Annotated in this window: 20 protein-coding genes and 1 pseudogene; 11 read left to right on the forward strand and 10 right to left on the reverse strand. The window is 73.3% G+C overall.

Going from position 1 to position 23,773, the window contains the following annotated elements; genetic code table 11:
* Positions 1–75 precede the first annotated feature (75 nt).
* From ACN6LM_RS09540 to ACN6LM_RS09560, 5 genes are read left to right on the forward strand one after another with little or no spacing between them, the layout of a single operon-like run.
* Complete coding sequence (locus tag ACN6LM_RS09540) at positions 76–2,826, forward strand: sensor histidine kinase (RefSeq protein WP_445064869.1); 2,751 nt, start codon at positions 76–78, stop codon at positions 2,824–2,826.
* Complete coding sequence (locus ACN6LM_RS09545) at positions 2,823–3,260, forward strand: roadblock/LC7 domain-containing protein (protein ID WP_445064870.1); 438 nt, start codon at positions 2,823–2,825, stop codon at positions 3,258–3,260. The genes ACN6LM_RS09540 and ACN6LM_RS09545 overlap by 4 nt, the downstream gene beginning before the upstream one ends.
* Positions 3,257–3,679, forward strand: a complete 423-nt coding sequence (locus ACN6LM_RS09550; RefSeq protein WP_383294820.1) for a DUF742 domain-containing protein — start codon at positions 3,257–3,259, stop codon at positions 3,677–3,679. Before ACN6LM_RS09545 ends, ACN6LM_RS09550 begins: the two co-directional genes overlap by 4 nt.
* Before the next feature lie 6 nt (positions 3,680–3,685).
* Positions 3,686–4,255 (forward strand): GTP-binding protein, encoded by a 570-nt coding sequence (locus ACN6LM_RS09555; protein WP_445064871.1) that lies wholly within the window; start codon positions 3,686–3,688, stop codon positions 4,253–4,255.
* A gap of 57 nt (positions 4,256–4,312) precedes the next feature.
* Positions 4,313–5,446: an FAD-dependent monooxygenase gene (locus tag ACN6LM_RS09560; RefSeq protein ID WP_445064872.1), complete on the forward strand. Its 1,134-nt coding sequence runs from the start codon at positions 4,313–4,315 to the stop codon at positions 5,444–5,446.
* Between the two features lie 68 nt (positions 5,447–5,514).
* On the opposite strand, the gene ACN6LM_RS09565 is transcribed toward ACN6LM_RS09560, so the two are convergent.
* Both ACN6LM_RS09565 and ACN6LM_RS09570 read right to left on the reverse strand, forming a co-directional pair.
* A complete protein-coding gene (locus ACN6LM_RS09565) occupies positions 5,515–5,916 on the reverse strand; it encodes a RidA family protein (RefSeq protein WP_445064873.1) in 402 nt (133 codons plus the stop codon).
* Positions 5,913–7,040 (reverse strand): acyl-CoA dehydrogenase family protein, encoded by a 1,128-nt coding sequence (locus tag ACN6LM_RS09570; protein ID WP_445064874.1) that lies wholly within the window; start codon positions 7,038–7,040, stop codon positions 5,913–5,915. Before ACN6LM_RS09570 ends, ACN6LM_RS09565 begins: the two co-directional genes overlap by 4 nt.
* 129 nt (positions 7,041–7,169) lie before the next feature.
* Between ACN6LM_RS09570 and ACN6LM_RS09575 the strand changes: the two genes are divergently transcribed.
* The 3 genes from ACN6LM_RS09575 to ACN6LM_RS09585 all read left to right on the forward strand — a co-directional run bounded on the left by ACN6LM_RS09575 (position 7,170) and on the right by ACN6LM_RS09585 (position 10,294).
* Complete coding sequence (locus ACN6LM_RS09575) at positions 7,170–8,786, forward strand: AMP-binding protein (RefSeq protein ID WP_445064875.1); 1,617 nt, start codon at positions 7,170–7,172, stop codon at positions 8,784–8,786.
* 238 nt (positions 8,787–9,024) lie between these two features.
* A complete protein-coding gene (locus ACN6LM_RS09580; RefSeq protein ID WP_445064876.1) occupies positions 9,025–9,870 on the forward strand; it encodes a PaaX family transcriptional regulator in 846 nt (281 codons plus the stop codon).
* Positions 9,863–10,294 (forward strand): hypothetical protein, encoded by a 432-nt coding sequence (locus tag ACN6LM_RS09585; RefSeq protein ID WP_445064877.1) that lies wholly within the window; start codon positions 9,863–9,865, stop codon positions 10,292–10,294. The genes ACN6LM_RS09580 and ACN6LM_RS09585 overlap by 8 nt, the downstream gene beginning before the upstream one ends.
* Here the strand turns inward: ACN6LM_RS09585 and ACN6LM_RS09590 are convergent.
* Complete coding sequence (locus ACN6LM_RS09590; RefSeq protein WP_445064878.1) at positions 10,281–12,566, reverse strand: bifunctional salicylyl-CoA 5-hydroxylase/oxidoreductase; 2,286 nt, start codon at positions 12,564–12,566, stop codon at positions 10,281–10,283. The genes ACN6LM_RS09585 and ACN6LM_RS09590 overlap by 14 nt on opposite strands.
* Positions 12,563–13,390, reverse strand: coding sequence for an enoyl-CoA hydratase family protein (locus tag ACN6LM_RS09595; protein WP_445064880.1), 828 nt, complete (start codon positions 13,388–13,390; stop codon positions 12,563–12,565). Before ACN6LM_RS09595 ends, ACN6LM_RS09590 begins: the two co-directional genes overlap by 4 nt.
* Before the next feature lie 240 nt (positions 13,391–13,630).
* Here ACN6LM_RS09595 and ACN6LM_RS09600 point away from each other — a divergent pair, with 240 nt between their 5' ends.
* Positions 13,631–14,050, forward strand: a complete 420-nt coding sequence (locus ACN6LM_RS09600; RefSeq protein WP_445064881.1) for an ATP-binding protein — start codon at positions 13,631–13,633, stop codon at positions 14,048–14,050.
* Between the two features lie 3 nt (positions 14,051–14,053).
* On the opposite strand, the gene ACN6LM_RS09605 is transcribed toward ACN6LM_RS09600, so the two are convergent.
* The 5 genes from ACN6LM_RS09605 to ACN6LM_RS09625 all read right to left on the reverse strand — a co-directional run bounded on the left by ACN6LM_RS09605 (position 14,054) and on the right by ACN6LM_RS09625 (position 22,130).
* Entirely contained in the window at positions 14,054–15,478 is a 1,425-nt protein-coding gene (locus ACN6LM_RS09605; RefSeq protein ID WP_445064883.1) for an amino acid permease, read from the reverse strand.
* A gap of 180 nt (positions 15,479–15,658) precedes the next feature.
* Positions 15,659–16,660 carry an ornithine carbamoyltransferase gene (argF, locus tag ACN6LM_RS09610; RefSeq protein ID WP_445064884.1) on the reverse strand — a complete coding sequence of 334 codons (1,002 nt, stop codon included), beginning with the start codon at positions 16,658–16,660 and terminating at the stop codon, positions 15,659–15,661.
* A gap of 110 nt (positions 16,661–16,770) precedes the next feature.
* Positions 16,771–18,003, reverse strand: a complete 1,233-nt coding sequence (locus ACN6LM_RS09615; protein WP_445064885.1) for an arginine deiminase — start codon at positions 18,001–18,003, stop codon at positions 16,771–16,773.
* A 78-nt stretch (positions 18,004–18,081) separates the two neighbouring features.
* Positions 18,082–20,658, reverse strand: a complete 2,577-nt coding sequence (locus tag ACN6LM_RS09620) for a polynucleotide kinase-phosphatase (protein ID WP_445064886.1) — start codon at positions 20,656–20,658, stop codon at positions 18,082–18,084.
* On the reverse strand, positions 20,655–22,130 hold the full coding sequence (locus ACN6LM_RS09625) for a 3' terminal RNA ribose 2'-O-methyltransferase Hen1 (RefSeq protein WP_445064887.1): 1,476 nt from the start codon (positions 22,128–22,130) through the stop codon (positions 20,655–20,657). The genes ACN6LM_RS09620 and ACN6LM_RS09625 overlap by 4 nt, the downstream gene beginning before the upstream one ends.
* A gap of 169 nt (positions 22,131–22,299) precedes the next feature.
* On the opposite strand from ACN6LM_RS09625, the pseudogene ACN6LM_RS09630 reads away from it, so the two are divergent.
* Positions 22,300–22,350 (forward strand): annotated as a pseudogene (locus ACN6LM_RS09630) (hypothetical protein); the annotation flags it as partial.
* 118 nt (positions 22,351–22,468) lie between these two features.
* The gene (locus ACN6LM_RS09635; RefSeq protein WP_445064888.1) at positions 22,469–22,762 is read left to right on the forward strand and encodes a hypothetical protein; all 294 of its coding nucleotides are present in this window, start codon (positions 22,469–22,471) and stop codon (positions 22,760–22,762) included.
* 64 nt (positions 22,763–22,826) lie between these two features.
* Here the strand turns inward: ACN6LM_RS09635 and mmuM are convergent, their stop codons facing one another.
* The gene (mmuM, locus tag ACN6LM_RS09640; protein WP_445064889.1) at positions 22,827–23,771 is read right to left on the reverse strand and encodes a homocysteine S-methyltransferase; all 945 of its coding nucleotides are present in this window, start codon (positions 23,769–23,771) and stop codon (positions 22,827–22,829) included.
* Positions 23,772–23,773 lie beyond the last annotated feature (2 nt).

The following is a 23,773-nucleotide window of genomic DNA, read 5'->3' on the forward strand; positions in this document are numbered from 1 at the left end:
CGGCCGTGAGGTCGGTACCACGTCAAGGAGCATGCCCTGCGCACGCGCGCGTCACGGCGGAGCAGCTCGACCACAATGGCGCTGCGGACGGCCCTGCTCGTTCTGGCCGTAGTCCCCGGTGTTGCCCTGGCCGCCCTCTGGGCCGTCACCAGTGGTCAGACTCTGCTCGACTTCCAGAAGCAAGCGGCTCAAGGGCAGTTGGCCCAGAAGGCCGGCCAGCCGTCCAACATCGTGTACTACAACCTCCAGGAGGAGCGGCGGCTCAGTGCCGAGGCGCTGGCCGGCGGGGGTGGGGTCACCGACGCCCTGCGCAAGCAGCGCAAGCTGACCGACAAGGCGATCGCCAGCTTCCAGTCGCTGTCCGACACCGACACCGGCGACGCCCCCGGCGAGGTACGGGACGCGGTCGGCGAGGCCCGGACGGCGATCACCCAACTCCCGGCCCAGCGGGCTCTCGTGGACGAGGGCGACAACGACCAGCAGAAGGCCGTGTACCGCTACTACACGGACCTGATCGCCGTCGATCTGAGGCTCTTCACGGCCCTCAGCCATGTCGACAACGGCCGGATCACCACGATCTCGCAGCCGTTGGTGGACCTGTTCTGGGCCAAGGAGATGATCTCCCGCTCGGACGCCCTGCTCGCCCGGGGCTGGACGAAGGGCAGGCTGAGCACCGCGGACCTCCAGGAGGTCCGGCAGGCCGTCTCCGGCCAGTCGTTCCAGTACACGACCAAGGTCGTCCCCTATCTCCCGGCCGACGAGAAGGCCGAGTGGCAGGAGGTCTTCGGCTCTGCCGCCTGGAAGGCCAAGACCCGCGTGGAGGCCCGGGTACTGCGCCCGGCCGCCCCGGACGCGTCCGGCTCCGTCGTCCTCGGCGCGAAGGAGGCGGACTGGCGCGGCGCGATGGACGACCTCACTCCCCAGCTGGTCGAGCTGATGGAGGCCCGTACCGACGCGGTGGTCTCGGAGGGCAAGGACAGCGTCATCTCCCTCCTGATCAAGGTCGTCCTGACCACGGTCGTCGGCCTCGCCGCCGTCGTCGCGGTCATCTGGTTCACCTGGCGGCTCTCCCGCAACCTGCGCCGCCGGATCAGCCGGCTCCAGGAGCGGGCCGAGGAGCTGGAGAAGGCGCTGCCCGACGTGGTCGAACGGCTCGGCAAGGGCGAGCGCATCGACGTCGAGGCCGAGGCCCGGGCGATCGGGGACGGCGGCGAGCCCGGTGCGAAGGACGAGCTGGCCCAGCTCGGCCACGCGCTCGACCTGGCCCGCACCAGCGCCCTGCGCGCCGCCGTCGACCAGGCCGACCAGCACCGCGGCTTCGAGCGGCTGCTCCAGCGCATCGCCCGCCGCACCCAGCAGCTCATCGGCCAGCAGCTGAAGAAGCTGGACGAGCTGGAGCGCGCGCACGAGGACCCCGAGGTGCTGGACGGCCTCTTCGACCTCGACCACCTCACCGCCCGCCTGAGGCGGTACGAGGAGAACCTGGTGATCCTCGCGGGCGGCTCCCCGCACCGGCGCTGGCGCAAGCCCGTACCGCTGCTGGACGTCATGCGCTCCGCCCAGGGCGAGGTGCAGGACTACCAGCGCGTGGTGCTGGACATGGACGGCTCCCCGTGGCTCGCCGCGCGGGCCGTGGGCCCGGTCTCCCACGTACTGGCGGAGCTGATCGAGAACGCCCTCACCTTCTCCCGGCCGCCCAGCCCCGTCGAGGTCAGGGCCGCCCAGGTGAGCCGGGGCCTGGCCATCGAGGTCGAGGACCGCGGGCTCGGCATGGAGGAGGACCAGCTCGCCGCGGCCAACGAGCTGATGAGCCGGCCGCCCCGGATGGACGTGCTGGCCCACGCCGACGACATCCGCCTCGGCCTGTACGTGATCGCGCGCCTCGCCGGCCAGCACGGGCTGCGGGTGGAGTTCCGTCACTCGGCGTTCGGCGGCACCCGCGTCGTCGTGCTGGTCCCGGACGCGCTCACCGTCCCCGGCCCGCACGCCGGCCCGGTCGCCGTCCCCGCCCCCGAGGCGGAGGAGCCCGTCCAGGCCCCGGCCCCGCTCCGGGACACCGACGCGCTGCCCAGCCGGGGCCGGGGCAGGGCCCTCGCCGGGGTCACCGCCCTGCACACGCCGGCCGCGCCCGCGCCGGAACCCGTTCCCGAACCCGCCCCCGCTCCCGCTCCCGCTCCCGAGGCGCCGTACGCCGGTACGGACGGGCACGCGTACGGGCACCCGGGGGACGCGTACGGGGGCGCCCGGCAGGACGAGGCCGCGTACCAGGGGGCGTACACGGACGGCGAACAGCCCTATATGACGGCCCAGGGGCAGTACCCGGTCGCGCACCAGGCGTACCCGGAGCCCTCGGAGCCGTACGGCGTGCCGCCGCGGCCCTACCCGGACACGTATCTGACGGGCGAACTGGACGCGGACGGCTTCCCGGTGTCCCTGCCCCCGCAGCCGGAACCGGCCGCGGGGCACCCGGGGCACGTCGGGCACGCCGCTCAGGCCTCCCCCCTGCCCGCACAGCCCGCACAGCCGGCACAGCCCGTGCGGATTCCGGAGCCCGCGCCGGGATCAGGTCTTCCGGCCGGGTCCGGCGGGGAGCCGCCGTTGCCGCGCCGGGTGCGTCAGGCGAGCCTCGCCGACGAGCTGCGGGTCGACCCGGCCGCACCGGCCGCCGCGGCCCGGCCGCGGATCAGGGCCGAGGACCCGCCGCCCCGGACCGCCCCGCACCGCGCGGGTGCGGCCATCGGGGCATTCCAGCGCCGCTCCCGCGCCGCCCGCGCCACCGACGAGCCGCCGACGCAGCCCGACCTCACGAGAGAAGAACGGACATGACACGCACAACCGCCACCCGCCAGGACCTCGACTGGCTCCTCGACGGTCTGGTCGACTCGGTGGCCGAGACCATCAACGCCGTCCTGCTCTCGGACGACGGGCTGGTGGTGAGCCACTCGCGCACCATCGAGCGGTCCGACGCCGAGCGGCTGGCCGCGATCTGCACCGGGCAGCAGAGCCTGGCCCGCGGTGTGGGCCAGCTCTTCCACGGCGGTGGCGTACACCAGGTGATCGTGGAACTGGCGGACCTGTGGCTCTTCATCATCTCGGCGGGCCAGGGCACCCACCTGGCCGTCATCGCCTCCCAGGAGGTGGACGCCGAGATCATGTCGCTCGCCATGCACAACCTCGTACTCCAGGTCGGCCAGAAGCTCAGCACCCCGGCGCGGGACGACTTCGACGCCTTCGGCGCCGGGGACAGGCCGCGGGCGTGACCGGCCACTGGCCTTACGGGCAGGGGGATTTCGAGGACGACGGCGAGGACGCCGCGGGGACGATGGTGCGCCCGTACACCATCACCCGCGGCCGGACGGCTCCCGACCGGGACGACCTCACCCTCATCACCGTGCTCACGACCGCGCACGATCCGCGGGACGAGCACGGAGCGGCGGCCCGCCCGGGCAGGCTCCAGCCGGAGCACCGGTTGATCCTGGACCGCTGCCGGCGGCCCGCGGCGGTCGCCGAGGTCGCCTCGGACCTCGACCTGCCGATCTCGGTGACCAAGATCCTTCTGGCGGATCTGGTCGCCACCGGCCTGCTGATCGCCCGGGCACCGCTCTCGGTGGCCCGGGCGTCCGGCGGCGCCGACATGGGCGTACTGGCCGCTGTTCGCGACGGACTCCGGAGACTCTGACCCAAGATGACCATCAGTCAGGCGGCGCCCGCCGCCGTCAAGATCCTGATAGCCGGCGGTTTCGGCGTCGGCAAGACCACCCTCGTGGGGGCCGTCAGCGAGGTCGCCCCGCTGCGCACCGAGGAGCTTCTGACCACGGCCAGCATCGGCGTGGACGACCTGGCCGGCGTCGGCCAGAAGGACACGACCACCGTGGCCCTGGACTTCGGCCGGATCACGGTCAGCCAGGACCTCGTCGTCTACCTGTTCGGCACACCGGGCCAGGAGCGCTTCTGGTTCATGTGGAACGACCTGGTCAACGGGGCGCTCGGCGGGGTCGTGATCGCCGACACCCGGCGCCTCGAGTCCAGCTTCGCCTCGATCGACTTCTTCGAGAGCCGGGACATCCCGTTCGTCGTCGCGATCAACTGCTTCTACGGGCACAACACCCGCACCACGGACGAGATCAGGGCCGCTCTGGACCTGGACCCGCACGTGCCGCTGCTCGTCGGCGACGTACGCGAGCGGCCGTTCGGCCGGGATGTGCTGCTGGCCCTCGTGGACCATCTGATGAGCCTGCCCGTGGCGGCGGGCTGACCCCGGCCCGTCCCCTCACCTTCCCTTGATCACTTTCTCGCTCTGGAGAGATCCGACATGGCAACACCTCTGCGCGTCCTGATCCACGGCGGCGGCATCGGCGGGCTGACGCTCGCCACCGCCCTGGCCCGGCGGGGCCACACCGTCGAGGTGGCCGAGCTCCGCGACGAGCTCGAAGCCCTCGGCGTCGGCATCATCCAGCCGTCGAACGCCCTGCACGTGATGCGGGAGATCGGGGTGCTGGAGGACTGCCTGGCCGCGGGTTTCGAGTGGGAGGTGCTGACCATCGCGGACCCGGCCGGGAACACCCTGGCCGAGATACCGCAGCCGCGCATGGGCGACGCCCCGTCCAACAACGGCATCCCCCGCCCCGCGCTGGCCCGGGTGCTGAACGCGGCGGCCACCTCGGCCGGAGCGAAGGTCCGGTTCGGCGCGACCATCACGGAGCTCACCGACCACGGCGACGGCGTCGACGTCACCCTGTCCGACGGCTCGGCCGGCCGCTGGGACCTCGTCGTCGGCTTCGACGGCATCGGCTCACCGCTGCGCACCCGGCTGTACGGGGACCGCTACACCCCCCAGTACACCGGCTTCGCCAACTGGCGCGTCACCGTGCCCCGCCAGGAGCAGGTGCGGGGGGTCGTGATGGGCACCGCGGGCCAGGCCGCCAAGGCGCTGCTCACCCCGATCACCGACGAGCTGATGTACCTGGGCTCGGTCTTCGCGGAGGCCGAGGACTTCCGGCCGGACCCTTCGACCGCGCACGAACAGCTGAAGGAGCGGCTGGCGATGTTCTCGGGACCGGTCGCCGAGGCGCTGGCGGAGGTCACCGGGCCGGAGGCGGTCGTCTACTCGCGGATCTCCCAGGTGACGGTCGAGGAGCCGTGGCACGTCGGCCGGGTGGTCCTGGCCGGTGACGCGGCGCACGCGAGCACCCCGCACATCGCGCAGGGGGCGGCGATGGCCGTGGAGGACGCGCTGGTGCTCGCCGAGTCGCTGGACGCCGAGGCGGACGTCGACGCGGCCCTGGCCGCGTGGGAGGCGCGGCGCCGTCCGCGCGCCATGTGGGTGCAGGCGATCTCGCGTGCGGTGCTGAAGCAGGAGACGGGCGGGGAGACGACGCCGCAGGAGGACGAGCTGCTGAAGATCGGCATCCCCGGCGCGGCGCACGTGCTGGTGCAGCCGTACTGATCCGCCCGTTCCGTTTCGATACGCCCCTGCCGGGCCCGGTTTCCGGGACCGGCGGGGGCGTACGCCGTTCAGGGCAGGACCGCGATGCCGTCGATCTCGACCCGTGCCTGCTCGTCCCAGAGCCGGGCCGCGCCGATGACCGCCATGGCCGGGTAGTCGCGGCCGGCCAGCCGGCGCCAGATCCGGCCCAGTTCCGGGGCGTGCGCCCGGTAGTCGGCGACGTCGGTCGCGTACACCGTGACCCGGGCCAGGTCCGCCGGGGAGCCGCCCGCCGCGCGCAGGGCGGTGAGGAGGTTGCCCAGCGCGGTCGCGAACTGCTCGGGCAGGGTGTCGCCGACGACCTCGCCGTGCTGGTCCAGGGCGGTCTGCCCGGCCAGGAACACGAGCCGGCCGCCGGTCGCGGTGACCGCGTGCGAGAAGCCGGAGGCGGGCGAGAGTTCGTGCGGGTTGACGCGGTGGATCGGGCTCATGCGGTCGGCTCCCGGTTGGCGTACAGCTCCTTGGCGATGATCGTGCGCTGGACCTCGCTGGCGCCCTCGTAGATGCGCGGGGCGCGGACCTCCCGGTAGAGGTGTTCGAGCAGATGGCCCCGTTGCAGGGCGCGGGCGCCGTGCAGCTGGACCGCGGTGTCCACGACGTACTGCGCGGTCTCCGTGGCGTACAGCTTCGCCATGGCGGCCCGGCGCGGCACCCCGGGCTCCCCGGCGTCGTGGGCGGCGGCGGCCGCGTGGACCAGCAGCCGGGCGGCCTCGGTCCGGGTGGCCATCTCGGCGACCTGGTGCGACACCGCCTGGAGCGCGGACAGGGGCGCGCCGAAGGCGGTCCGGGTCGCGGTGTGCTCCACGGTGGCGTCGAGAGCGGCCCGGGCCATCCCGAGGGCGAAGGCGCCGACGCTGGGGCGGAAGAGGTTCAAGGTGTCCATGGCGACCGCGAAGCCCCGGTCCGGCTCGCCGAGCAGGTCGTCCGGGGTGACACGGACCCCGTCGAAGGCCAGGGCCCCGATCGGGTGCGGGGAGAGCATGTCCAGGGCGGTGCCGGTCAGCCCCGCGCGGTCGGCGGGGACCAGGAACGCGGTGACGCCTCGGGACCGGGCGCCCGGGGTCGTGCGGGCGAAGACCGTGTAGAAGTCGGCCTCCGGCGCGTTGGAGATCCAGCACTTCTCGCCGGTCAGCCGCCAGCCGCCGGAGTCCGGGGCGGCGTCGAGCGCGAGGGCTCCCGCGTCGGAGCCCGCGCCCGGCTCGCTGAGCGCGAAGGCGGCAACGCTGCGGCCGGCGCGGACGCCGGGGAGCCATCGCTCGCGCTGGGCGGGGGTGCCCGACCGGAGCACGGGGAAGCCGCCGAGACCCTGGAGCGCGAGGGCGGTCTCGGCCTCGGTGCAGCCCCGGGCGAGCGATTCGCGCAGCAGGCAGAGGTCCAGGGCGCCCGAGCCGAACAGCCGGTCGAGGAGACCCAGCTCGCCGAGGGCGGCGAGCAGCGGGCGGTTTACGTGCCCCGGCCCGCCCTCGGCGGCGAGCGGGGCGAGCCGGTCACGGGCCAGGGTGCGCAGCTCCTCGCACCAGGCGGTCTGTGCCGGATCGAGCGAGAATGCCGTCATACCGGCGCCTCTCTGGTCGAATCTGATCAAAGATTTTCAAATCGATGGCACCTGAGCATCTTTATCGCGGACCGTTGACTACCGTCACCCAAACGATACGCTCCAAGGGCGACAAGGGAGCGATGCTTCATGGACCCGAACACCATGGACCCGAGAACCTCAGCGCACGTCGACGGCTTCGCCAGGGAGCACCTGCCACCCGTGGAGCAGTGGCCGGACCTGCTCTTCGACCTGCCCGAGCTGCGCTACCCGGACCGGCTCAACTGCGCCGCCGAGCTCTTGGACCGCACGGCCGACCGCCTCGGCCCCGACCGCCCCGCCTTCCGCACGCCGGACGGCGGGGTGCTGAGTTACGGGGAGCTGCGCGGGCTCGTCGACCGGATCGCCCATGTCCTCACCTCGGACCTGGGGGTCGTCCCCGGCAACCGTGTCCTGCTGCGCGGCCCCACCACGCCCCACCTCGCCGCCTGCTGGCTGGCGGTCCTGAAGGCGGGCGCGGTCGCCGTCACCGTACTGGCGCGGCAGCGGGCGTCCGAGCTGGCCACCATCTGCTCGATCGCCCGGGTGAGCCACGCCCTGTGCGACGCGCGGTCGGTCGAGGACCTGGCGCGGGCGGAGGTGCCCGGGCTGCGGATCACGGCGTACGGGGGTGGGGCGCCGGACGACCTGTTGCGGCTGACCGCCGCCCGGCCGGGTCCCTACCGGGCGGTGGACACCGCGTCGGACGACGTGGCGCTGATCGCGTTCACCTCGGGCACCACCGGCCGGCCCAAGGGCTGCATGCACCTGCACCGCGATGTGCTGACCATCGCCGACACCTTCTCGCGGCACCTCCTGCGGCCCGGCCCCGACGACGTGTTCGCGGGCAGTCCGCCGCTCGGGTTCACCTTCGGCCTCGGGGGCCTGGTGGTGTTCCCCCTGCGCGTGGGAGCGTCCGCGCTGCTGCTCGAACAGGCGGGCCCGAAGCAGCTCCTGCCCGCCCTGGCGGAGCACCGGGTCTCGGTGCTGTTCACCGCGCCGACCGCGTACCGGGTGATGCTGGACCAGCTCGACGGGCACGACCTGTCGGCGCTGCGCCGCTGTGTCTCGGCGGGCGAGAACCTGCCGGAGGCGACCTGGCACGCCTGGCACGAGCGGACCGGGCTGCGGATCATCAACGGCATCGGCGCCACCGAGCTGCTGCACATCTTCGTCTCGGCCGCCGACGACGCGATCCGCCCCGGCACCACGGGCGTTCCGGTCCCCGGCTGGCAGGCCCGCGTGGTGGACGCCGACGGCGCGCCCGTGCCGGACGGGGAGCCAGGGCTGCTCGCCGTGCGCGGGCCGGTCGGCTGCCGCTACCTCGCGGACGAACGGCAGCGCGACTACGTGCGGCACGGCTGGAACATCACCGGCGACACCTACGTGCGCGACGCGGACGGCTACTTCCGTTACGTGGCCCGCGCCGACGACATGATCATCTCCTCCGGGTACAACATCGCGGGCCCCGAGGTCGAGGAGGCCCTGCTGCGCCACCCCGACGTGGCGGAGGCGGCGGTGGTGGGGCAGGCGGACGAGCTGCGCGGCCGGATCGTGGCGGCGTACGTGGTGCCGCGCGAGGGCTCCGCGCCGACCGCGGACGAGCTGCGGACGTTCATGCGGGCGGAGCTGGCCCCGCACAAGTGCCCCCGCAGCATCACGTTCCTGCCGGCTCTTCCCCGTACCGCCACGGGGAAGCTGCAACGGTTCAGGCTCCGCGAGGGCTAAGGGCTGTCGGGCATCCGGAGGAAGCGGGGAACACAGGTCGCCGGACCGGGCTTGTCGGACCGCTCCGAGCAGGAGGCCGAGGCCCCTGCGCAGGTAATGCGATCAGGGCTGGGAAAGGACGTCCGCTGCCTGGCGTCCTCGCGGCAGCCCGGGCGGCCCGCCCGCCCGCCGCCCGAGCGCCCGACGGAATGGCCCCAACCCGGTGCGGCCGGGCCCGCGCCTGGCCGAGAATGATCACATGGTCGAACCGCACACCCCCCGTTCACTGATCGTCACCCTGTACGGGGCGTACGGCCGCACCCCCGGCGACGGGCCGATGCCGGTGGCCGGCCTCGTCCGGCTGCTCGGCGCCGTCGGGGTGGACGCTCCCGCCGTACGCTCGTCCGTCTCCCGGCTGAAGCGGCGCGGGCTGCTCGTCGCCGGGCGCACGGCGGACGGGGCGGCGGGATACGCGCTGTCGGCGGATGCCCGCCAGCTCCTGGACGACGGCGACCGGCGCATCTACCGCCACCCGGACCCGCCGCTGGGGGACGGCTGGGTGCTGGCGGTGTTCTCGGTGCCCGAGGCGGAGCGCCACAAGCGGCACCTGCTGCGCTCGCGCCTGGCCCGGCTCGGTTTCGGCACCGCGGCCCCCGGCGTCTGGATCGCCCCGGCGGGGCTGTACGACGAGACCCGGCACACCCTGGAACGGCTGGAGCTCGCCCCGTACGTCGATCTGTTCCGGGGCGACCACCTGGGCTTCAGCGCGACCCGGGAGGCCGTGGCGCGCTGGTGGGACCTGGACGCGGTGGCCCGGCTCCACCACGGCTTCCTGGACCGCCATGAACCGGTGCTCAGGGCCTGGGAGGCGCGCGGCGACGCGGCGGCGGACCCGGAGGCGGCCTACCGGGACTACCTGACCGCACTGGACTCCTGGCGCCGGGTGCCCTATGCCGACCCGGGGCTGCCCCGGGAGCTGCTGCCCGAGGGGTGGCCGGGTGCCAGGTCGGCCGAGGTGTTCCGGGCCCTGCACGAGCGGCTGCGGGACGCGGGGGCGGAGTGCGCGCACCGGCTGGTGGCCGGCCCGGAGCGGGGCGATGGCTGAGGCCCCCGAGCCGCGCTGGCTGGTCGCGGCGAACGTGGTGCGGTGGCGGCGGTACGGGGAGCTGGGCCAGGAGTTCCGCTCCGGCACCAAGGCGTTCCGGCCGGGTGCGAAGGTCTACGTGGTGGACACCTACCCGGGGATGGGCAACGAGCAGCTGACGGCGGTCGGCCACGGCCGGCACACCGGGCACTGGATCACCATCGACACCGGAACCCGCCACCTGCACACGTTCCGGGCCCAGTTGGTGTACTCCCCCACCGTGCTCCGGCGCTGCGCGGAGTGGATCGTGTGGACGCGCGAGGAGGCGGTGGAGTGGGCGGAGCGGCTGGAGCGGACCGCGCGCCTGGGCCGGAACACCCACCACGCGGCGCCGCATCCCGACCCGTGCCTGTGCCACGAGTGCCTTCCGGTCACCCCAGAGTGAGGCGCGGCTTCGGGGCGTCGGTGCGGCCGGTCGGCGGGGTGCGGCTGCCCGCGCGGTACGGGAGGGGCCAGGGGGCGCCCGGGCCGGTGTAGCCCTGTTCGGCTGCCGCGTGGAGCGTCCAGTGGGGGTCGTAGAGGTGGGGGCGGGCCAGGGCGCAGAGGTCGGTGCGACCGGCGAGGAGCAGGGAGTTGACGTCGTCCCAGGAGGAGATCGCCCCGACCGCGATGACCGGCACGCACAGGGTGTTGCGGATGCGGTCGGCGTACGGGGTCTGGTAGGACCGCCCGTACTCGGGCCGCTCGCCGGGGACGACCTGGCCGGTGGAGACGTCGATGGCGTCGGCGCCGTGCGCGACGAACGCGCGGGCGATCTCCACGGCGTCCTCGGCGGTGGTGCCGCCCTCCGCCCAGTCGGTGGCGGAGATCCGGACGGTCATCGGCCGGTCGTCGGGCCACTGCTCGCGGACCGCGTCGAAGACCTCCAGGGGGAAGCGGAGGCGGTGGGTGAGCGGTCCGCCGTAGGCGTCGGTGCGGAGGTTGGTGAGCGGCGAGAGGAAGCCGGAGAGCAGATAGCCGTGCGCGCAGTGCAGTTCGAGCAGGTCGAACCCGCAGGCGGCGGCGCGCCGGGCGGCGGCGGCGAACTGCTCCCGGACCTCGTCCAGACCGGCCCGGTCCAGGGCGTGCGGGACCTGGTTGACCCCGGGCGCGTACGGCAGCGGCGAGGCGGCGGTCACCGGCCAGTTGCCGCGGTCCAGGGGCTGGTCGATGCCCTCCCACATGAGCTTGGTGGAGCCCTTGCGGCCCGAGTGGCCGAGCTGGACGCCGAGGGCGGTGCCCGGGGACGCGGTGTGCACGAAGTCGGCGACCCGGGTCCAGGCCGCCGCCTGTTCATCGGTGTAGAGGCCGGTGCAGCCGGGGGTGATGCGGCCCTCGGGGCTCACGCAGACCATCTCGGTCATGACCAGCCCGGCGCCGCCGAGGGCCCGCGCGCCGAGGTGGACGAGATGGAAGTCCCCGGGGACGCCGTCGGTGGCCGAGTACATGTCCATCGGCGAGACGACGACGCGGTTGCGCAGTTCCAGGCCGCGCAGCCGCAGCGGGGTGAACATCGGCGGGGTGCCCGGCGGACAGCCGAACTCCTCCTCCACCCCGGCCGTGAACGCCGGATCGCGCAGCCGGAGGTTGTCGTGGGTGACACGGCGGCTGCGGGTGAGGAGGTTGAACGCGAACTGGCGCGGCGGCTGGTCCACGTGCCGGCCCAGCTCCTCGAACCAGCGCAGGCTGGCCGCCGCCGCACGCTGCGTCGACTCCACGACGGGCCGCCGCTCGCTCTCGTACGCGGCGAGCGCGGCGGGCAGCGAGGGCTGCTCCTCGACGCAGGCGGCGAGCGCGAGGGCGTCCTCCACGGCGAGCTTGGTGCCGGAACCGATGGAGAAGTGCGCGGTGTGCGCGGCGTCCCCGATGAGGACGGTGTTCCCGTGCGACCAGTGCTCGTTGACGACGGTGCGGAAGGTGAGCCAGGCGGAGTTGTTGGAGCGCAGCGGCCGGTGGCCGAGGGCGTGCGCGAAGATCTTGGCGCACTGGCGGACGGACTCGGCCGGGTCGGGTACGTCGAAGCCGGCCGCGCGCCAGACCTCCTCGCGCATCTCGACGATGACCGTGGAGGCGTCCGGCGAGAAGGGGTAGGCGTGGAGCTGCATCACGCCGTACGCGGTCTCCGCGATCTCGAAGCGGAAGGCGTCCAGGGCGAAGTCGGCGGCGAGCCAGATGTAACGGCAGCGGTGTCCGGTGACCCGGGGCCGGAAGCTGTCCGCGTGGGCGTCGCGGGTGGCGCTGTGCACGCCGTCGGCGGCGATGACCAGGTCGTGCGTGACGGCGAGTTCGGCGGCGGGCGGGGCCTGCGTACGGAAGCGGAGGCCGACGCCGAGCCCGGCGCAGCGTTCGTGCAGGATCTCCAGGAGCCGGCGGCGGCCGAGGGCGGCGAAGCCGTGGCCGCCGGAGGTCTGGGTGTGGCCCCGGTGCACGATGTCGATGTCGTCCCAGCGGACGAACTCGCGCTGGAGGGCGCGGTGCACGACCGGGTCGGCGTGTTCGATGCCGCCGAGGGTCTCGTCGGAGAGGACGACTCCGAAGCCGAAGGTGTCGTCGGGGGCGTTGCGCTCCCAGAGGGTGACCTCGCGGTCCGGCCCGAGGCGCTTGAGCAGCGCCGCCGCATAGAGCCCGCCGGGGCCGCCGCCGATGACCGCGATCCGGTGCGGACCTGCGGCGGTCATTTGCCCCGCCAGGCGGGCGGCCGCTTCTCGCTGAACGCGGCGTGGAATTCGGCGTAGTCCTCGCCGTGCATCAGGAGCGCCTGGGTCGCGGCGTCCATCTCGACGGCGGCGGCCAGCGGCATGTCCAGCTCGGCGGTGAGCAGCGCCTTGGTCTGGGCGAGGGCGAGCGCGGGGCCGTCCGCGAGACGGCGGGCGAGCGCGGCGGCGGCCTTGTCGGCGTCGCCGTCGTCGGTGAGTTCGCTGATCAGGCCGATCCGCTCGGCCTCGGGGGCGCGGACCGGTTCGCCGAGCATCAGGAGCCGGGTGGCGTGACCGAGGCCGACGACCCGGGGCAGCAGGTAGGCCGCGCCCATGTCGCCGCCGGAGAGCCCGACCCGGGTGAAGAGGAAGGCGAACCGGGCGGTGGGGTCGGCGACGCGGAAGTCGGCGGCGAGGGCGAGGACGGCCCCTGCCCCGGCGGCCACCCCGTGCACCGAGGCGACGACGGGGAAGGGGCACTCACGGACCGCGCGCACGACCTGGCCGGTCATCCGGTTGAAGTCCAGGAGCTGGGCGGTGTCCATCGCGAGCGTCGCGCCGATGATCTCGTCCACGTCGCCGCCGGAGCAGAAGCCGCGCCCCTCGCCCGCCAGCACCAGGGCCCGCACGGAGCGCTCCCGGGACAGTTCCGCCAGCAGGTCGCGGAGGTCGGCGTAGGCGCCGAAGGTCAGGGCGTTGAGCTTCTCGGGCCGGGCGAGGGTGACGGTGGCGACGCCGTCCTCGGCGGTGACCCGCAGGTGGCGCCAGTGCTGCGTACGCGGTACGGAGCCGGTGAACGGGCTCATGGCGGGGTGTCCCCTTCAGCCGTCGCTGCTGCCTGACCCCGAATTTATCACCGTTACGTGACTGCCGTCACGAGTGCGCGATACATCGGCGCGTGCCGGGGCCAGTGACGAATGTCCCCGAGGTCCGGGACGGGAGGCTCTTGTCCACGTCGCGCCGCTTCGTAAGGTTGACTCGAAGAAGTCTTGAGCGCGGAACCGTCTGAGCCCAGGACCCCCGCGCTCACCCGAACGGAAACCCTCGTGCCCCCCGACGGACCGCCACCCCCCTCCTGGCGCATCTCCCTGCCGCACTCCACGGCCGCCGTGCCGATCGCCCGCGCGCTGATCCGCTCGGTGCTGACGGACATCGACGCCCCCGCCGACAGCGACACCGCCGAACTGCTCACCGCCGAGCTGGTCGCCAACGCGGTGGAGCACACCCCGGGCGACGAGCCGATAGAGCTGGTGGTCGAGCTGCTTCCGGCCGGCTGCCAGGTGGAGGTGCACGACGGCGATCCCGCCCCGCCCGGGGATCTCTCCCGCCCCGGGCCCGACGACGTACCGGACCCGTGGCAGGAGCACGGCCGGGGGCTGCTGCTGATCCGCACGCTCAGCTCGTCCTGCGGGCACCGCCCGACCGAGCGCGGCAAGGCGGTCTGGTTCCGGCTGCCGCCCGGGTAGGCGCTACGCGGCCGGGGAAGCCAGCCGTGAGCGGCGGTGCCCGTAGACCGCGTACACGAGGGCGCCGACCGCGAGGAACACGGCGAACTGCACCCAGGTCGTCCAGCCGGTGCCGTACATCAGGTAGACGCAGAAGCCGATCCCGATGAGCGGGCTCAGCGGGTAGAGCGGGACCCGGAAGGAGCCGCGCACCTCTGGGTTGCGGCGGCGGAGCACGAGGACGGCGGCGTTGACGGCGACCATGGTGGCGAGCGTGCCAATGGTGGTCAGGTTCACGACCATGCCGAGCGAGGAGAAGGCCGCCGGGACCGCGAAGACGACGGCGACGATCCAGGTGTTGGCGACCGGGGTCGCGGTGCGGGGCGAGACCCGCTCGAACACCCTCGGGACCAGGCCGTCGCGGGACATCGACATCAGGATGCGGGTCTGCCCGTACATCACCGCCAGGACCACCGAGGCGATGGCGACGACCGCGCCGAAGGCGATGATGCCGCCGCCCACGGAGGAGCCGGTGACCTGGTCGACGATCAGCGAGAGCGCGGCGGGCTTGTCGGAGACGGCGTCCGGGCCGAGCGCGCCGATCGCGGCGAGGGCGACCGCGCAGTAGAGGAGCGTGACCAGGCCGATGCAGATCATGATGGCGAGCGGGATGTTGCGCCGGGGGTTCTTGACCTCCTCCCCCGCCGTGGTGATCGCGTCGAAGCCGATGTACGAGAAGAACGCCAGCGACGCGCCCGCCGTGACGCCGCCCGCGCCATGGGTGGCGAACGGGGCGAGGTTGCCGCGCTCGAACGCGGTGAACGCGATGACGCAGAACAGGGCCAGGACGACCAGCTTGAGGACGGCCATCGCGGCGGTGGCGGTCGCGCTCTCCCGTACGCCGCGCACCAGCAGTGTCGCGGCCATCATGACCACGATCACGGCGGGCAGGTTGATCACGCCGCCGTCCGCCGGTCCGGCGGAGAGCGCGGCGGGCAGCTGGTGGCCGAAGAGGCTGTCGAGGAGTTCGTTCACGTACTGGCTCCAGCCGACCGCGACGGCGGAGACCGAGACGCCGTACTCCAGGAGCAGGCACCAGCCGACGAGAAAGGCGAGGCGTTCGCCGAGCGTGGCGTAGGCGAAGGAGTACGAGCTGCCGGAGACGGGAATGGCGCTGCCCAGCTCGGCGAAGGAGAACGCCGTGAAGACGCAGGTGACGGCCGCGAGGACGAAGGAGACCACGACGGCGGGCCCGGCCTCCGCCACGCTGTCGGACAGCCCCACGAAGATGCCGGTCCCGACGACCGCGCCGACCCCGAAGCACACTAGCTGGAACAGGCCCATGGTGCGCTTGAGGCCGTGTCCCTCCAGGTCGGCGCCCGATTCGGCGATCAGCCGGTGCGGGTCCTTGACGCGGCGCGGGGGGCCGGGGAGGCGCAGAGGGCTCACAGCGGTGTCTCATTTCCGGTGGTACGCGTGGGGGGAGGCGCGCTCGGGCGGTGGGGGCCGTCGCGCGCACGAAAAGGGGGTTCGAGCGTGCGAGCTCGAACCCCACCAATCGCCACCATCATAGACACCTGTCCGCATATTCACCCAATTGGGTGCATGAACATGCGGATCGCCGGACTGTCAGCCTGCCATCGTCGCCACGAGCACGGCCTTGATCGTGTGCATGCGGTTCTCCGCCTCGTCGAACACGACGGAGTGCTCGGACTCGAAGACCTCGTCGGTGACCTCCAGCTCGCTCAGCCCGTGCCGCTCGTGGATCTCGCGCGCCACCCCGGTGCCGAGGTCGTGGTACGCGGGCAGGCAGTGCATGAACTTCACCCCGGCGTTCCCGGTCGCCCGCAGGACGTCCATCGTGACGGCGTACGGCACGAGGGCGGCGATGCGGGCGTCCCAGACCTCCTTGGGCTCACCCATGGAGACCCAGACGTCGGTGGCGACGAAGTCCGCGCCGCGCACCCCCTCGGCCACGTCCTCGGTGAGTGTGACCCGGGCGCCGGACTTCTCGGCGAGCGCGCGGGCCTCGGCGACGACCGTCTCGGCCGGCCAGTACGCCTTGGGCGCGACGATGCGCACGTCCATGCCGAGCAGTGCGCCGGTGACGAGGTAGGAGTTGCCCATGTTGAAGCGGGCGTCGCCGAGGTAGGCGAAGGCGATCTCCTCCAGCGGCTTCTCGCTGTGCTCGGTCATCGTCAGCACGTCGGCGAGCATCTGGGTCGGGTGCCAGTCGTCGGTCAGCCCGTTGAAGACCGGCACCCCGGCGTACGCGGCCAGCTCCTCGACGGCCGCCTGGCTGTCACCCCGGTACTCGATCCCGTCGAACATCCGGCCGAGGACGCGCGCGGTGTCCTTGACCGACTCCTTGTGCCCCATCTGGGAGCCGGAGGGGTCGAGGTACGTGGTAGAGGCGCCCTGGTCGGCGGCGGCGACCTCGAACGCGCACCGGGTACGGGTCGACGTCTTCTCGAAGATCAGCGCGACGTTCCGGCCGCGCAGCGACTGCGTCTCCGTGCCCGACTTCTTGGCGGCCTTGAGCTCGGCGGCCAGCTCGATCAGACCGCGGAACTCCGCGGCCGTGAAGTCCAGCTCCTTGAGGAAGTGGCGGCCTGCGAGGTCTATGGCCATGGTGACTGCTCCTGGGTCGGGCGGGGGGACGCATACCGTAACGCTGGAACCCTATACGACGCAATGCATCGCTATACAGTCCCGTCTTGCGGTACGGACCCCTCCGCCCGTCAGACCGCGTCCCGCACGACCGGGCAGCTCATGCAGCGCGGACCGCCCCGGCCCCGGCCCAGCTCGCTGCCCCGGATCTCGATGACTTCGATGCCCTGCCGGCGCAGATGGGTGTTGGTGGTGGCGTTGCGCTCGTACGCGACGACGACCCCGGGTTCCACTGCCAGCACGTTGCAGCCGTCGTCCCACTGCTCCCGCTCGGCCGCGTGCACGTCCTGCGTCGCGGTGAGCACCCTGATCGAGCCGAGACCGAGCGCCCGGGCGATGGCGGTGTGCATCTGCTCGGGCGGGTGGTCGGTGACCTTGAGGTCGCGCGGCCCGTCGCCGGGCTCGATCGTGTACGAGCGGAGCATGCCGAGGCCCGCGTACTTGGTGAAGGTGTCCCCGTCGACCATCGTCATCACGGTGTCCAGGTGCATGAAGGCCCGGCTCTTGGGCATGTCCAGCGCCACGATGGTCCGGGCCGAGCCGGCGTCGAAGAGCCCCCGGGCCAGCATCTCCACTGCCTGCGGGGTGGTGCGCTCGCTCATCCCGATCAGCACGGCGCCGTTGCCGATGACGAGGACGTCGCCGCCCTCGATGGTGGAGGGGTAGTCGTCCTGCCCCTCGGACCAGTGGTGGAAGGCGCCCGCCTCCGGCCCGGTGAACAGCGGGTGGTGACGGTAGATCGCCTCGAAGTGGACCGTCTCGCGCTGCCGGGCGGGCCAGCGCATGGCGTTGATCGAGACGCCGTCGTAGATCCACGCCGAGGTGTCCCGGGTGAAGAGGTGGTTGGGGAGCGGCCCGAGCAGGAAGTCGTCCAGGTCCATGACGTGGAAGCGCACGGAGACCGGCTCCTTGTGCCGTTCCAGGAACTCCCGCTTGGTCATCCCGCCGACCAGCGCCCCGCACAGCTCGGCCGCGGTCAACTCCTCGAAGGCGGCCCGCAGATGCTCGGTGGCGAGCGGGCCGTACTCCTTCTCGGCGAAGACCCGGTCCAGCACGAGGCGCCGGGCGACCGGGATCTCCAGCGCCTCGCGCAGCAGGTCGCCGAAGAGGTGCACCTCGACGCCCCGGTCGCGCAGCACGTCCGCGAAACCGTCGTGCTCCTGCCGGGCCCGGCGCACCCAGAGCACGTCGTCGAAGAGGAGCGCGTCCTTGTTGCTCGGCGTGAGCCGTTTCAGTTCCAGATCGGGGCGGTGCAGGATGACGCGGCGCAGCCGCCCGGCCTCGGAGTCGACATGGAATCCCATGCCCACATCCTCACCGCGCGGCGCGCCGTTCACCCGGCGAATCGCCAGCCTGTTCCGCCGGCCCGGCCCGACGCGTCGTCAGAGCCGCGGGTCCACCGGCTCCGACTCCAGCGCCAGGACCGCGAACACCGCTTCGTGGACCCGCCACAGCGGCTCCCCGTCCGCGAGCCGGTCCAGGGCCTCCAGGCCGAGGGCGTACTCGCGCAGGGCCAGCGAGCGCTTGTGGCCGAGGAAGCGGCCGCGCAGCCGGTCCAGGTTGTCCGGGCGGGTGTACTCGGGGCCGTAGATGATCCGCAGGTACTCCCGCCCGCGCACCTTGATCCCGGGCTGCACCAGCCGCCCCTTGCCGTCCCGGACGAGCGCGCCGAGCGGCTTGACGACCATGCCCTCGCCGCCCCGGCCGGTCATCTCCAGCCACCAGTCGGTGCCCGCGCGGACGGACGCCTCGTCGGCGGTGTCCACGACGAGCCGCCGGGTGACCTGGAGCAGCCCGGTGGGGTCGTGCTCCACCAGCCGGTCCAGCCAGGCCAGCTGCTCGTCGTGCGGTACGGAGGCGAGGGAGCGGCCCTGTACGGCGAGGATCTGGAACGGTGCGAGGCGCACGCCGTCCAGCCCGTCGGTGCCCCAGCAGTAGCGGCGGTACGCCTGCGTGAACGCCGCCGCGTCCTCGGCTCTCTCCCGCTGCCGGTCCGCGAGCTCCCCCACGTCGACGCCGCGCGCGGCGGCCGCCGCCAGGGCTCCGGTGGCGGCGGGGAACACCGCTCCGGAGGCGGCGCCCACGGCCGCGTACTGCGAGCGGAGCAGGCCGCGCGCCTTCAGGGACCAGGGCATCAGCTCGGCGTCGAGCAGCACCCAGTCGGTGCCCCACTCGTCCCAGAGCCCGGCCGCGGTCACGGCCGTGCGCAGCCGCCCGAGCACCGTCTCGGTGAGCGCGGGGTCGTCCAGGAACGGGCGGCCGGTGCGGGTGTACAGCGCGCCGGTGGGCCCGCCGTCGCCGGTGTCCGCGGTCCCGAAGCGCTCCCGGGCCGCGACGGCGTCCTTGCAGACCAGGGCCACGGCGCGGGAGCCCATGTGCTTCTCCTCGCACACGACCTTCGCCACGCCGGCCGCCCGGTACTCGCCGAACGCCTCGGCCGGGTGCTCCAGGTAGCCGTCCTCGCGCGAGGTGGCGGTGGGCGCCATGGTCGGCGGCAGGTAGGGCAGCAGCCGGGGGTCGACGGCGAACCGGCTCATGACCTCCAGGGCTGCGGCCGCGTTCTCCTCGCGGACGGCGAGGCGGCCCATGTGCCGGGTCTCCACGATCCGGCGGCCCTGCACGTCGTCCAGATCCAGCGGCCGGCCCTCCCGGCCCCCGGGTGCCTCCGTCTCCAGCGGCTTCACCGGCTCGTACCAGACCTGCTCCGCCGGTACGTCGACGAGCTCGCGCTCCGGCCAGCGCAACGCGGTCATCTTCCCGCCGAAGACGGCACCGGTGTCCAGGCAGATGGTGTTGTTGATCCACGAGGTGTTGGGCACGGGCGTGTGGCCGTAGACCACGGCGGCACTGCCCCGGTAGTCCTCCGCCCACGGGTAACGCACGGGCAGCCCGAACTCGTCGGTCTCGCCGGTGGTCTCCCCGTACAGCGCGTGCGAGCGGACCCGCCCCGAGGTGCGGCCGTGGTACTTCTCGGGCAGCCCGGCGTGGCAGACGACGAGCCGGCCGCCGTCCAGCACGTAGTGGCTGACGAGCCCGTCAATGAACGCGCCGACCCGCTTGCGGAACTCCGGGTCCTTCGCGTCCTCCCGCTCCAGCTGCTCGACGGTCTCGGCGAGGCCGTGGGTCAGCTGGACCTTGCGGCCCTTGAGGTAGCGGCCGAGCTTGTTCTCGTGGTTGCCGGGGACGCACAGCGCGTTCCCCTCGGCCACCATCGACATCACGCGGCGCAGGACGCCGGGGCTGTCCGGGCCTCGGTCGACGAGGTCGCCGACGAAGACCGCGGTGCGGCCCTCGGGGTGGGCGCCGTCGACGTACCCCAGCTTGCCGAGGAGGATGTCCAGCTCGGAGCGGCAGCCGTGGATGTCGCCGATGATGTCGAACGGTCCGGTGAGGTGGCGCAGGTCGTTGTAGCGGCGCTCCAGGACCACTTCGGCCTGTTCGGCCTCCTCCTCGGAGCGCAGGATGTGCACCTTGCGGAAGCCCTCACGCTCCAGGCCGCGCAGGGAGCGGCGCAGCTCGCGGCGGTGGCGCTGGATGACGTGGCGGGGCATGTCGGCGCGGTCCGGGCGGGCCGCGTTGCGGGCGAGGCAGACCTCTTCGGGCAGGTCGAGCACGATGGCGATGGGCAGCACGTCGTACTCCCGCGCCACGCGTACGAGCTGGCGCCGGGCCTCCGGCTGCACGTTCGTGGCGTCCACGACGGTCAGCCGGCCGGCGGCGAGGCGCTTGCCCGCGATGTAGTGGAGGACGTCGAAGGCGTCCTTGCTGGCACTCTGGTCGTTCTCGTCGTCGGCGACGAGACCCCGGCAGAAGTCCGAGGAGATGACCTCGGTCGGCTTGAAGTGCCGCCGTGCGAAGGTCGACTTGCCGGAGCCGCTGGGCCCGACGAGCACGACGAGGGAGAGGTCGGTGACGGGGAGGGTGCGCGGGGCGCGCCCGGAGTCAGTGGTGCTGGTCATGCGGCTTTCGCCTCCTTCTCGGTCTCGTCGGTGGTGGTGATGCGGAACACGGCCATCTGCGTGGGCGGGCCGACCTCGGGGTCGTCCGGGCCGATGGGCACGAACTCCACGCCGTAACTGTGCCGTCCGGCCACCGCCTGGGCCCAGTCGCGGAATTCGGCCCGGGTCCACTCGAAGCGGTGGTCGCCGTGGCGGGTGTGCCCGGCCGGAAGGGTCTCCCAGCGGACGTTGTACTCGACGTTCGGCGTGGTCACGAGAACCGTGCGGGGACGCGCGGAGCCGAACACGGCGAATTCCAGGGCGGGCAGCCGCTCCGGGTCCAGGTGCTCGATGACCTCGCTGAGCACCGCGGCGTCGTACCCCTTGAGCCGCTTGTCCGTGTAGGTGAGGGAGCCCTGGCGCAGCGTCACCCGGGCCGCCTGCCGCTCCCCCATGCGGTCCAGCTTCAGCCTGCGCGAGGCGATCGTCAGGGCGCGCACGGACACGTCGAGGCCGACGATCTCCGTGAAGCGCGGGTCCTTCAGCAGAGCCTGCACCAACTGCCCCTGTCCGCAGCCCAGGTCGAGCACCCGGCCCGCTCCGGCGACGTTGAGCGCGGCCAGGATCGCGTCCCGGCGGTGCACGGCCAGCGGCACCGGCCGCTCCTCGGTGTCGGATCCCTCGTCCACGGCGTTGTCGACGCTCTCGACGTCGAGGTCGTCCGCCTCCGCGAGCCGCACCAGTTCCAGCCGCTCCATGGCCTGCCGGGTCAGTCCCCAGCGCCGCGCCAGATACCGGCTGGTGATGAGCTTGTGCTCGGGGTGCTCGGCCAGCCACCCCTCGCCCGCCCGCAGCAGCTTGTCGACCTCGTCCGGCGCCACCCAGTAGTGCTTGGCGTCGTCCAGCACCGGCAGCAGCACGTACAGCTGGCGCAGTGCGTCGGCGAGCCGAAGCTCGCCTTCGAGCACCAGCCGTACGTACCGCGAGTCGCCCCAGTCCGGGAACGTCTCGTCCAGCGGTACGGCCTCCGCCTCCACCCGCGTCCATCCGAGCGGACCGAAGAGCTTGCGCACCAGCTCGGCACCACCACGGGCCGGCAGGGCGGGCACTTCGATCCGCAGCTCCATGGGGGCCGCCGCCCGCTCGGGCATCGTCTTGCAGGCACCGCTCAGCGCGGACTTGAAGACGGTGCTCATCGCGACGGACAGCAGCGAGGATGCCGCGTAGGGGCGGTCGTTGACGTACTGCGCGAGCGCCGAGTCGGGCGCCCCGCCCCGGCCCTTGCCCTTCCCCTTGCGCACCAGGGCGATGGGATCGACCTCCAGCAGCAGGGCCGCCGTGCACCGCTCCGCGGACGCCTCGGGATAGAAGACGTGCGCGGTGCCGTGGGAGGTGGAGAACGCCTGCGCCCGGTCGGGATGCTTGTGCAGCAGAAACCCGAGGTCGGTGGCGGGACGTTCCGGGGAGCCGGTGGTACTGATCGTCAGGAACACACGTTTGAGTATGATCCGCCCTCCCCTCCCCCACCAGGCAATTTCCGTGCCGCGCCCCAGCGCTCGCACCAAGCCCCAGGAGGCGACATGTTCGTGCACGCGTCGGCGCCGGCCGCCGGGAGGCATCATTCGGCCGGACTGCGCCGCGACGGCAGGGACCTGGCGCGAGATGGCCGCTCTCTCGTGCGGTGACCGGCACTCGGTCGGGGTCCGGGCGGACGGTTCCGCGCCGGCTACGGGAAACAACCGGCGCGGGCAGTGCGCCGTGGAGGGGTGGCACGGCCTGACCGCCGTCTCGGCCGGGTACCTCCACCACGTCGGCCCCGGAACCGACGGGCGTGCCGTGGCCACCGGCGACCGGGGCATGCGCGGTCGATGCGTGGGAGGACGTGGTGGCGCCGGACGCGGGCAGCTACCACACCGTCGGGCTCACGGCGTCCGGGCGAGCCCTCGCGGCGGGCGACAACAGCTACGGGCAGTGCGAGGTCGGCGGCTGGCGCGACATCGTCGCCGTGGCGGCGGGCTCGACCCACACCCTCGGCCTGCGCGCCGACGGCACGGTCGTCAGCACGGGGAACAACGCCGACGGGCAGTGCGAGGTCACCACCTGGTCCGGCATCCACCTGCCATGAGCCCGGTCCCCGCGAACCGCGGCGGGCCCCGACGCGACCGGGCACCCCCGCGAGGGCCATGGCGTCAGCCCGGGCCCTCGCCCCTCGCGGTGTCCCCGGCCCCACCGCGCCGCGCCGCCGCCAGCGCCGCGATCTCCGCCGGTCCGACCTGGCAGCAGCCCCCCACCAGGCGGGCGCCCGCCCGCTCCCAGGACGTCAGCCGGTCCGGGGTGAACGTGGCGGTACCGGTCCACGCGCCCGTCTCCGCGTCCCAGCGCTCGCCGCTGTTCGGGTAGACCACGGCCGGCTTCCCGGTCGCCCGGACCGCCGCCCTCGCGGCGGCCTCCGCGTCGGCGGGGTCACAGCAGTTGACCCCGACCGCGATGACCTCGTCGTGTGCCCGGGCCAGGGCGAACGCCTCGGCCAACGGCTGCCCGGCCCGGGTCCGGCCCCCGTCCACGGTGTAGGACAGCCACACCGGCAGCCCGCACTCCCCGGCCACCCGCAGCAGCGCCCGCGCCTCGTCCACGTCCGGCACCGTCTCCAGGGCCAGCGCGTCCGGCCCGGCGGCGGCCAGCGCCTCGATCCTGGGGCGGTGGAAGCGCTCCAGCTCCCGGACGGTGAGCCCGTAGCGGCCCCGGTACTCCGCCCCGTCCGCCGTCACCGCCCCGTACGGGCCGACCGAGGCCGCCACCCAGACGTCCCGCTCGACCCTGCCGGCCGCCCGACGGGCCAGCTCCACGCTGCGGGCGAAGAGCCGGGCCGCCTCGTCCCGCTCGATTCCGCGCCGCTCGAACCCCGCGTGGCTCGCCTGATAGCTGGCCGTGATGAGCACCTGGGCCCCCGCCCGCACGTACGCCGTGTGGGCGGCCTCGATCTGCCCGGGTCCGTCGGCGAGCAGCCGGGCGGACCACAGCGCGTGGGACAGATCGCAGCCCTGCGCCTCCAACTGGTTGGAGAGCCCGCCGTCGAGGACGAGCGTGCCCTCGGCCAGCGCGGCGGCCAGAGGGCGGCCGGGCCCGGGTGTCATCG

It is taken from the genome of Streptomyces sp. SAS_281 (assembly GCF_052542855.1).

Bases quoted from the DNA above. Each gene is read 5' to 3' on its own strand.
- ACN6LM_RS09565 (WP_445064873.1), bottom strand. From the start codon at position 5,916: ATGAGCCCGATCCACCGCGTCAACCCGCACGAACTCTCGCCCGCCTCC.
- ACN6LM_RS09545 (WP_445064870.1), top strand. From the start codon at position 2,823: ATGACACGCACAACCGCCACCCGCCAGGACCTCGACTGGCTCCTCGAC.
- ACN6LM_RS09620 (WP_445064886.1), bottom strand. From the start codon at position 20,658: ATGACCAGCACCACTGACTCCGGGCGCGCCCCGCGCACCCTCCCCGTC.
- ACN6LM_RS09540 (WP_445064869.1), top strand. From the start codon at position 76: ATGGCGCTGCGGACGGCCCTGCTCGTTCTGGCCGTAGTCCCCGGTGTT.
- ACN6LM_RS09580 (WP_445064876.1), top strand. From the start codon at position 9,025: ATGGTCGAACCGCACACCCCCCGTTCACTGATCGTCACCCTGTACGGG.
- ACN6LM_RS09555 (WP_445064871.1), top strand. From the start codon at position 3,686: ATGACCATCAGTCAGGCGGCGCCCGCCGCCGTCAAGATCCTGATAGCC.
- ACN6LM_RS09595 (WP_445064880.1), bottom strand. From the start codon at position 13,390: ATGAGCCCGTTCACCGGCTCCGTACCGCGTACGCAGCACTGGCGCCAC.
- argF (WP_445064884.1), bottom strand. From the start codon at position 16,660: ATGGCCATAGACCTCGCAGGCCGCCACTTCCTCAAGGAGCTGGACTTC.
- ACN6LM_RS09560 (WP_445064872.1), top strand. From the start codon at position 4,313: ATGGCAACACCTCTGCGCGTCCTGATCCACGGCGGCGGCATCGGCGGG.
- ACN6LM_RS09575 (WP_445064875.1), top strand. From the start codon at position 7,170: ATGGACCCGAACACCATGGACCCGAGAACCTCAGCGCACGTCGACGGC.
- ACN6LM_RS09585 (WP_445064877.1), top strand. From the start codon at position 9,863: ATGGCTGAGGCCCCCGAGCCGCGCTGGCTGGTCGCGGCGAACGTGGTG.
- mmuM (WP_445064889.1), bottom strand. From the start codon at position 23,771: ATGACACCCGGGCCCGGCCGCCCTCTGGCCGCCGCGCTGGCCGAGGGC.
- ACN6LM_RS09570 (WP_445064874.1), bottom strand. From the start codon at position 7,040: ATGACGGCATTCTCGCTCGATCCGGCACAGACCGCCTGGTGCGAGGAG.
- ACN6LM_RS09615 (WP_445064885.1), bottom strand. From the start codon at position 18,003: ATGGGATTCCATGTCGACTCCGAGGCCGGGCGGCTGCGCCGCGTCATC.
- ACN6LM_RS09590 (WP_445064878.1), bottom strand. From the start codon at position 12,566: ATGACCGCCGCAGGTCCGCACCGGATCGCGGTCATCGGCGGCGGCCCC.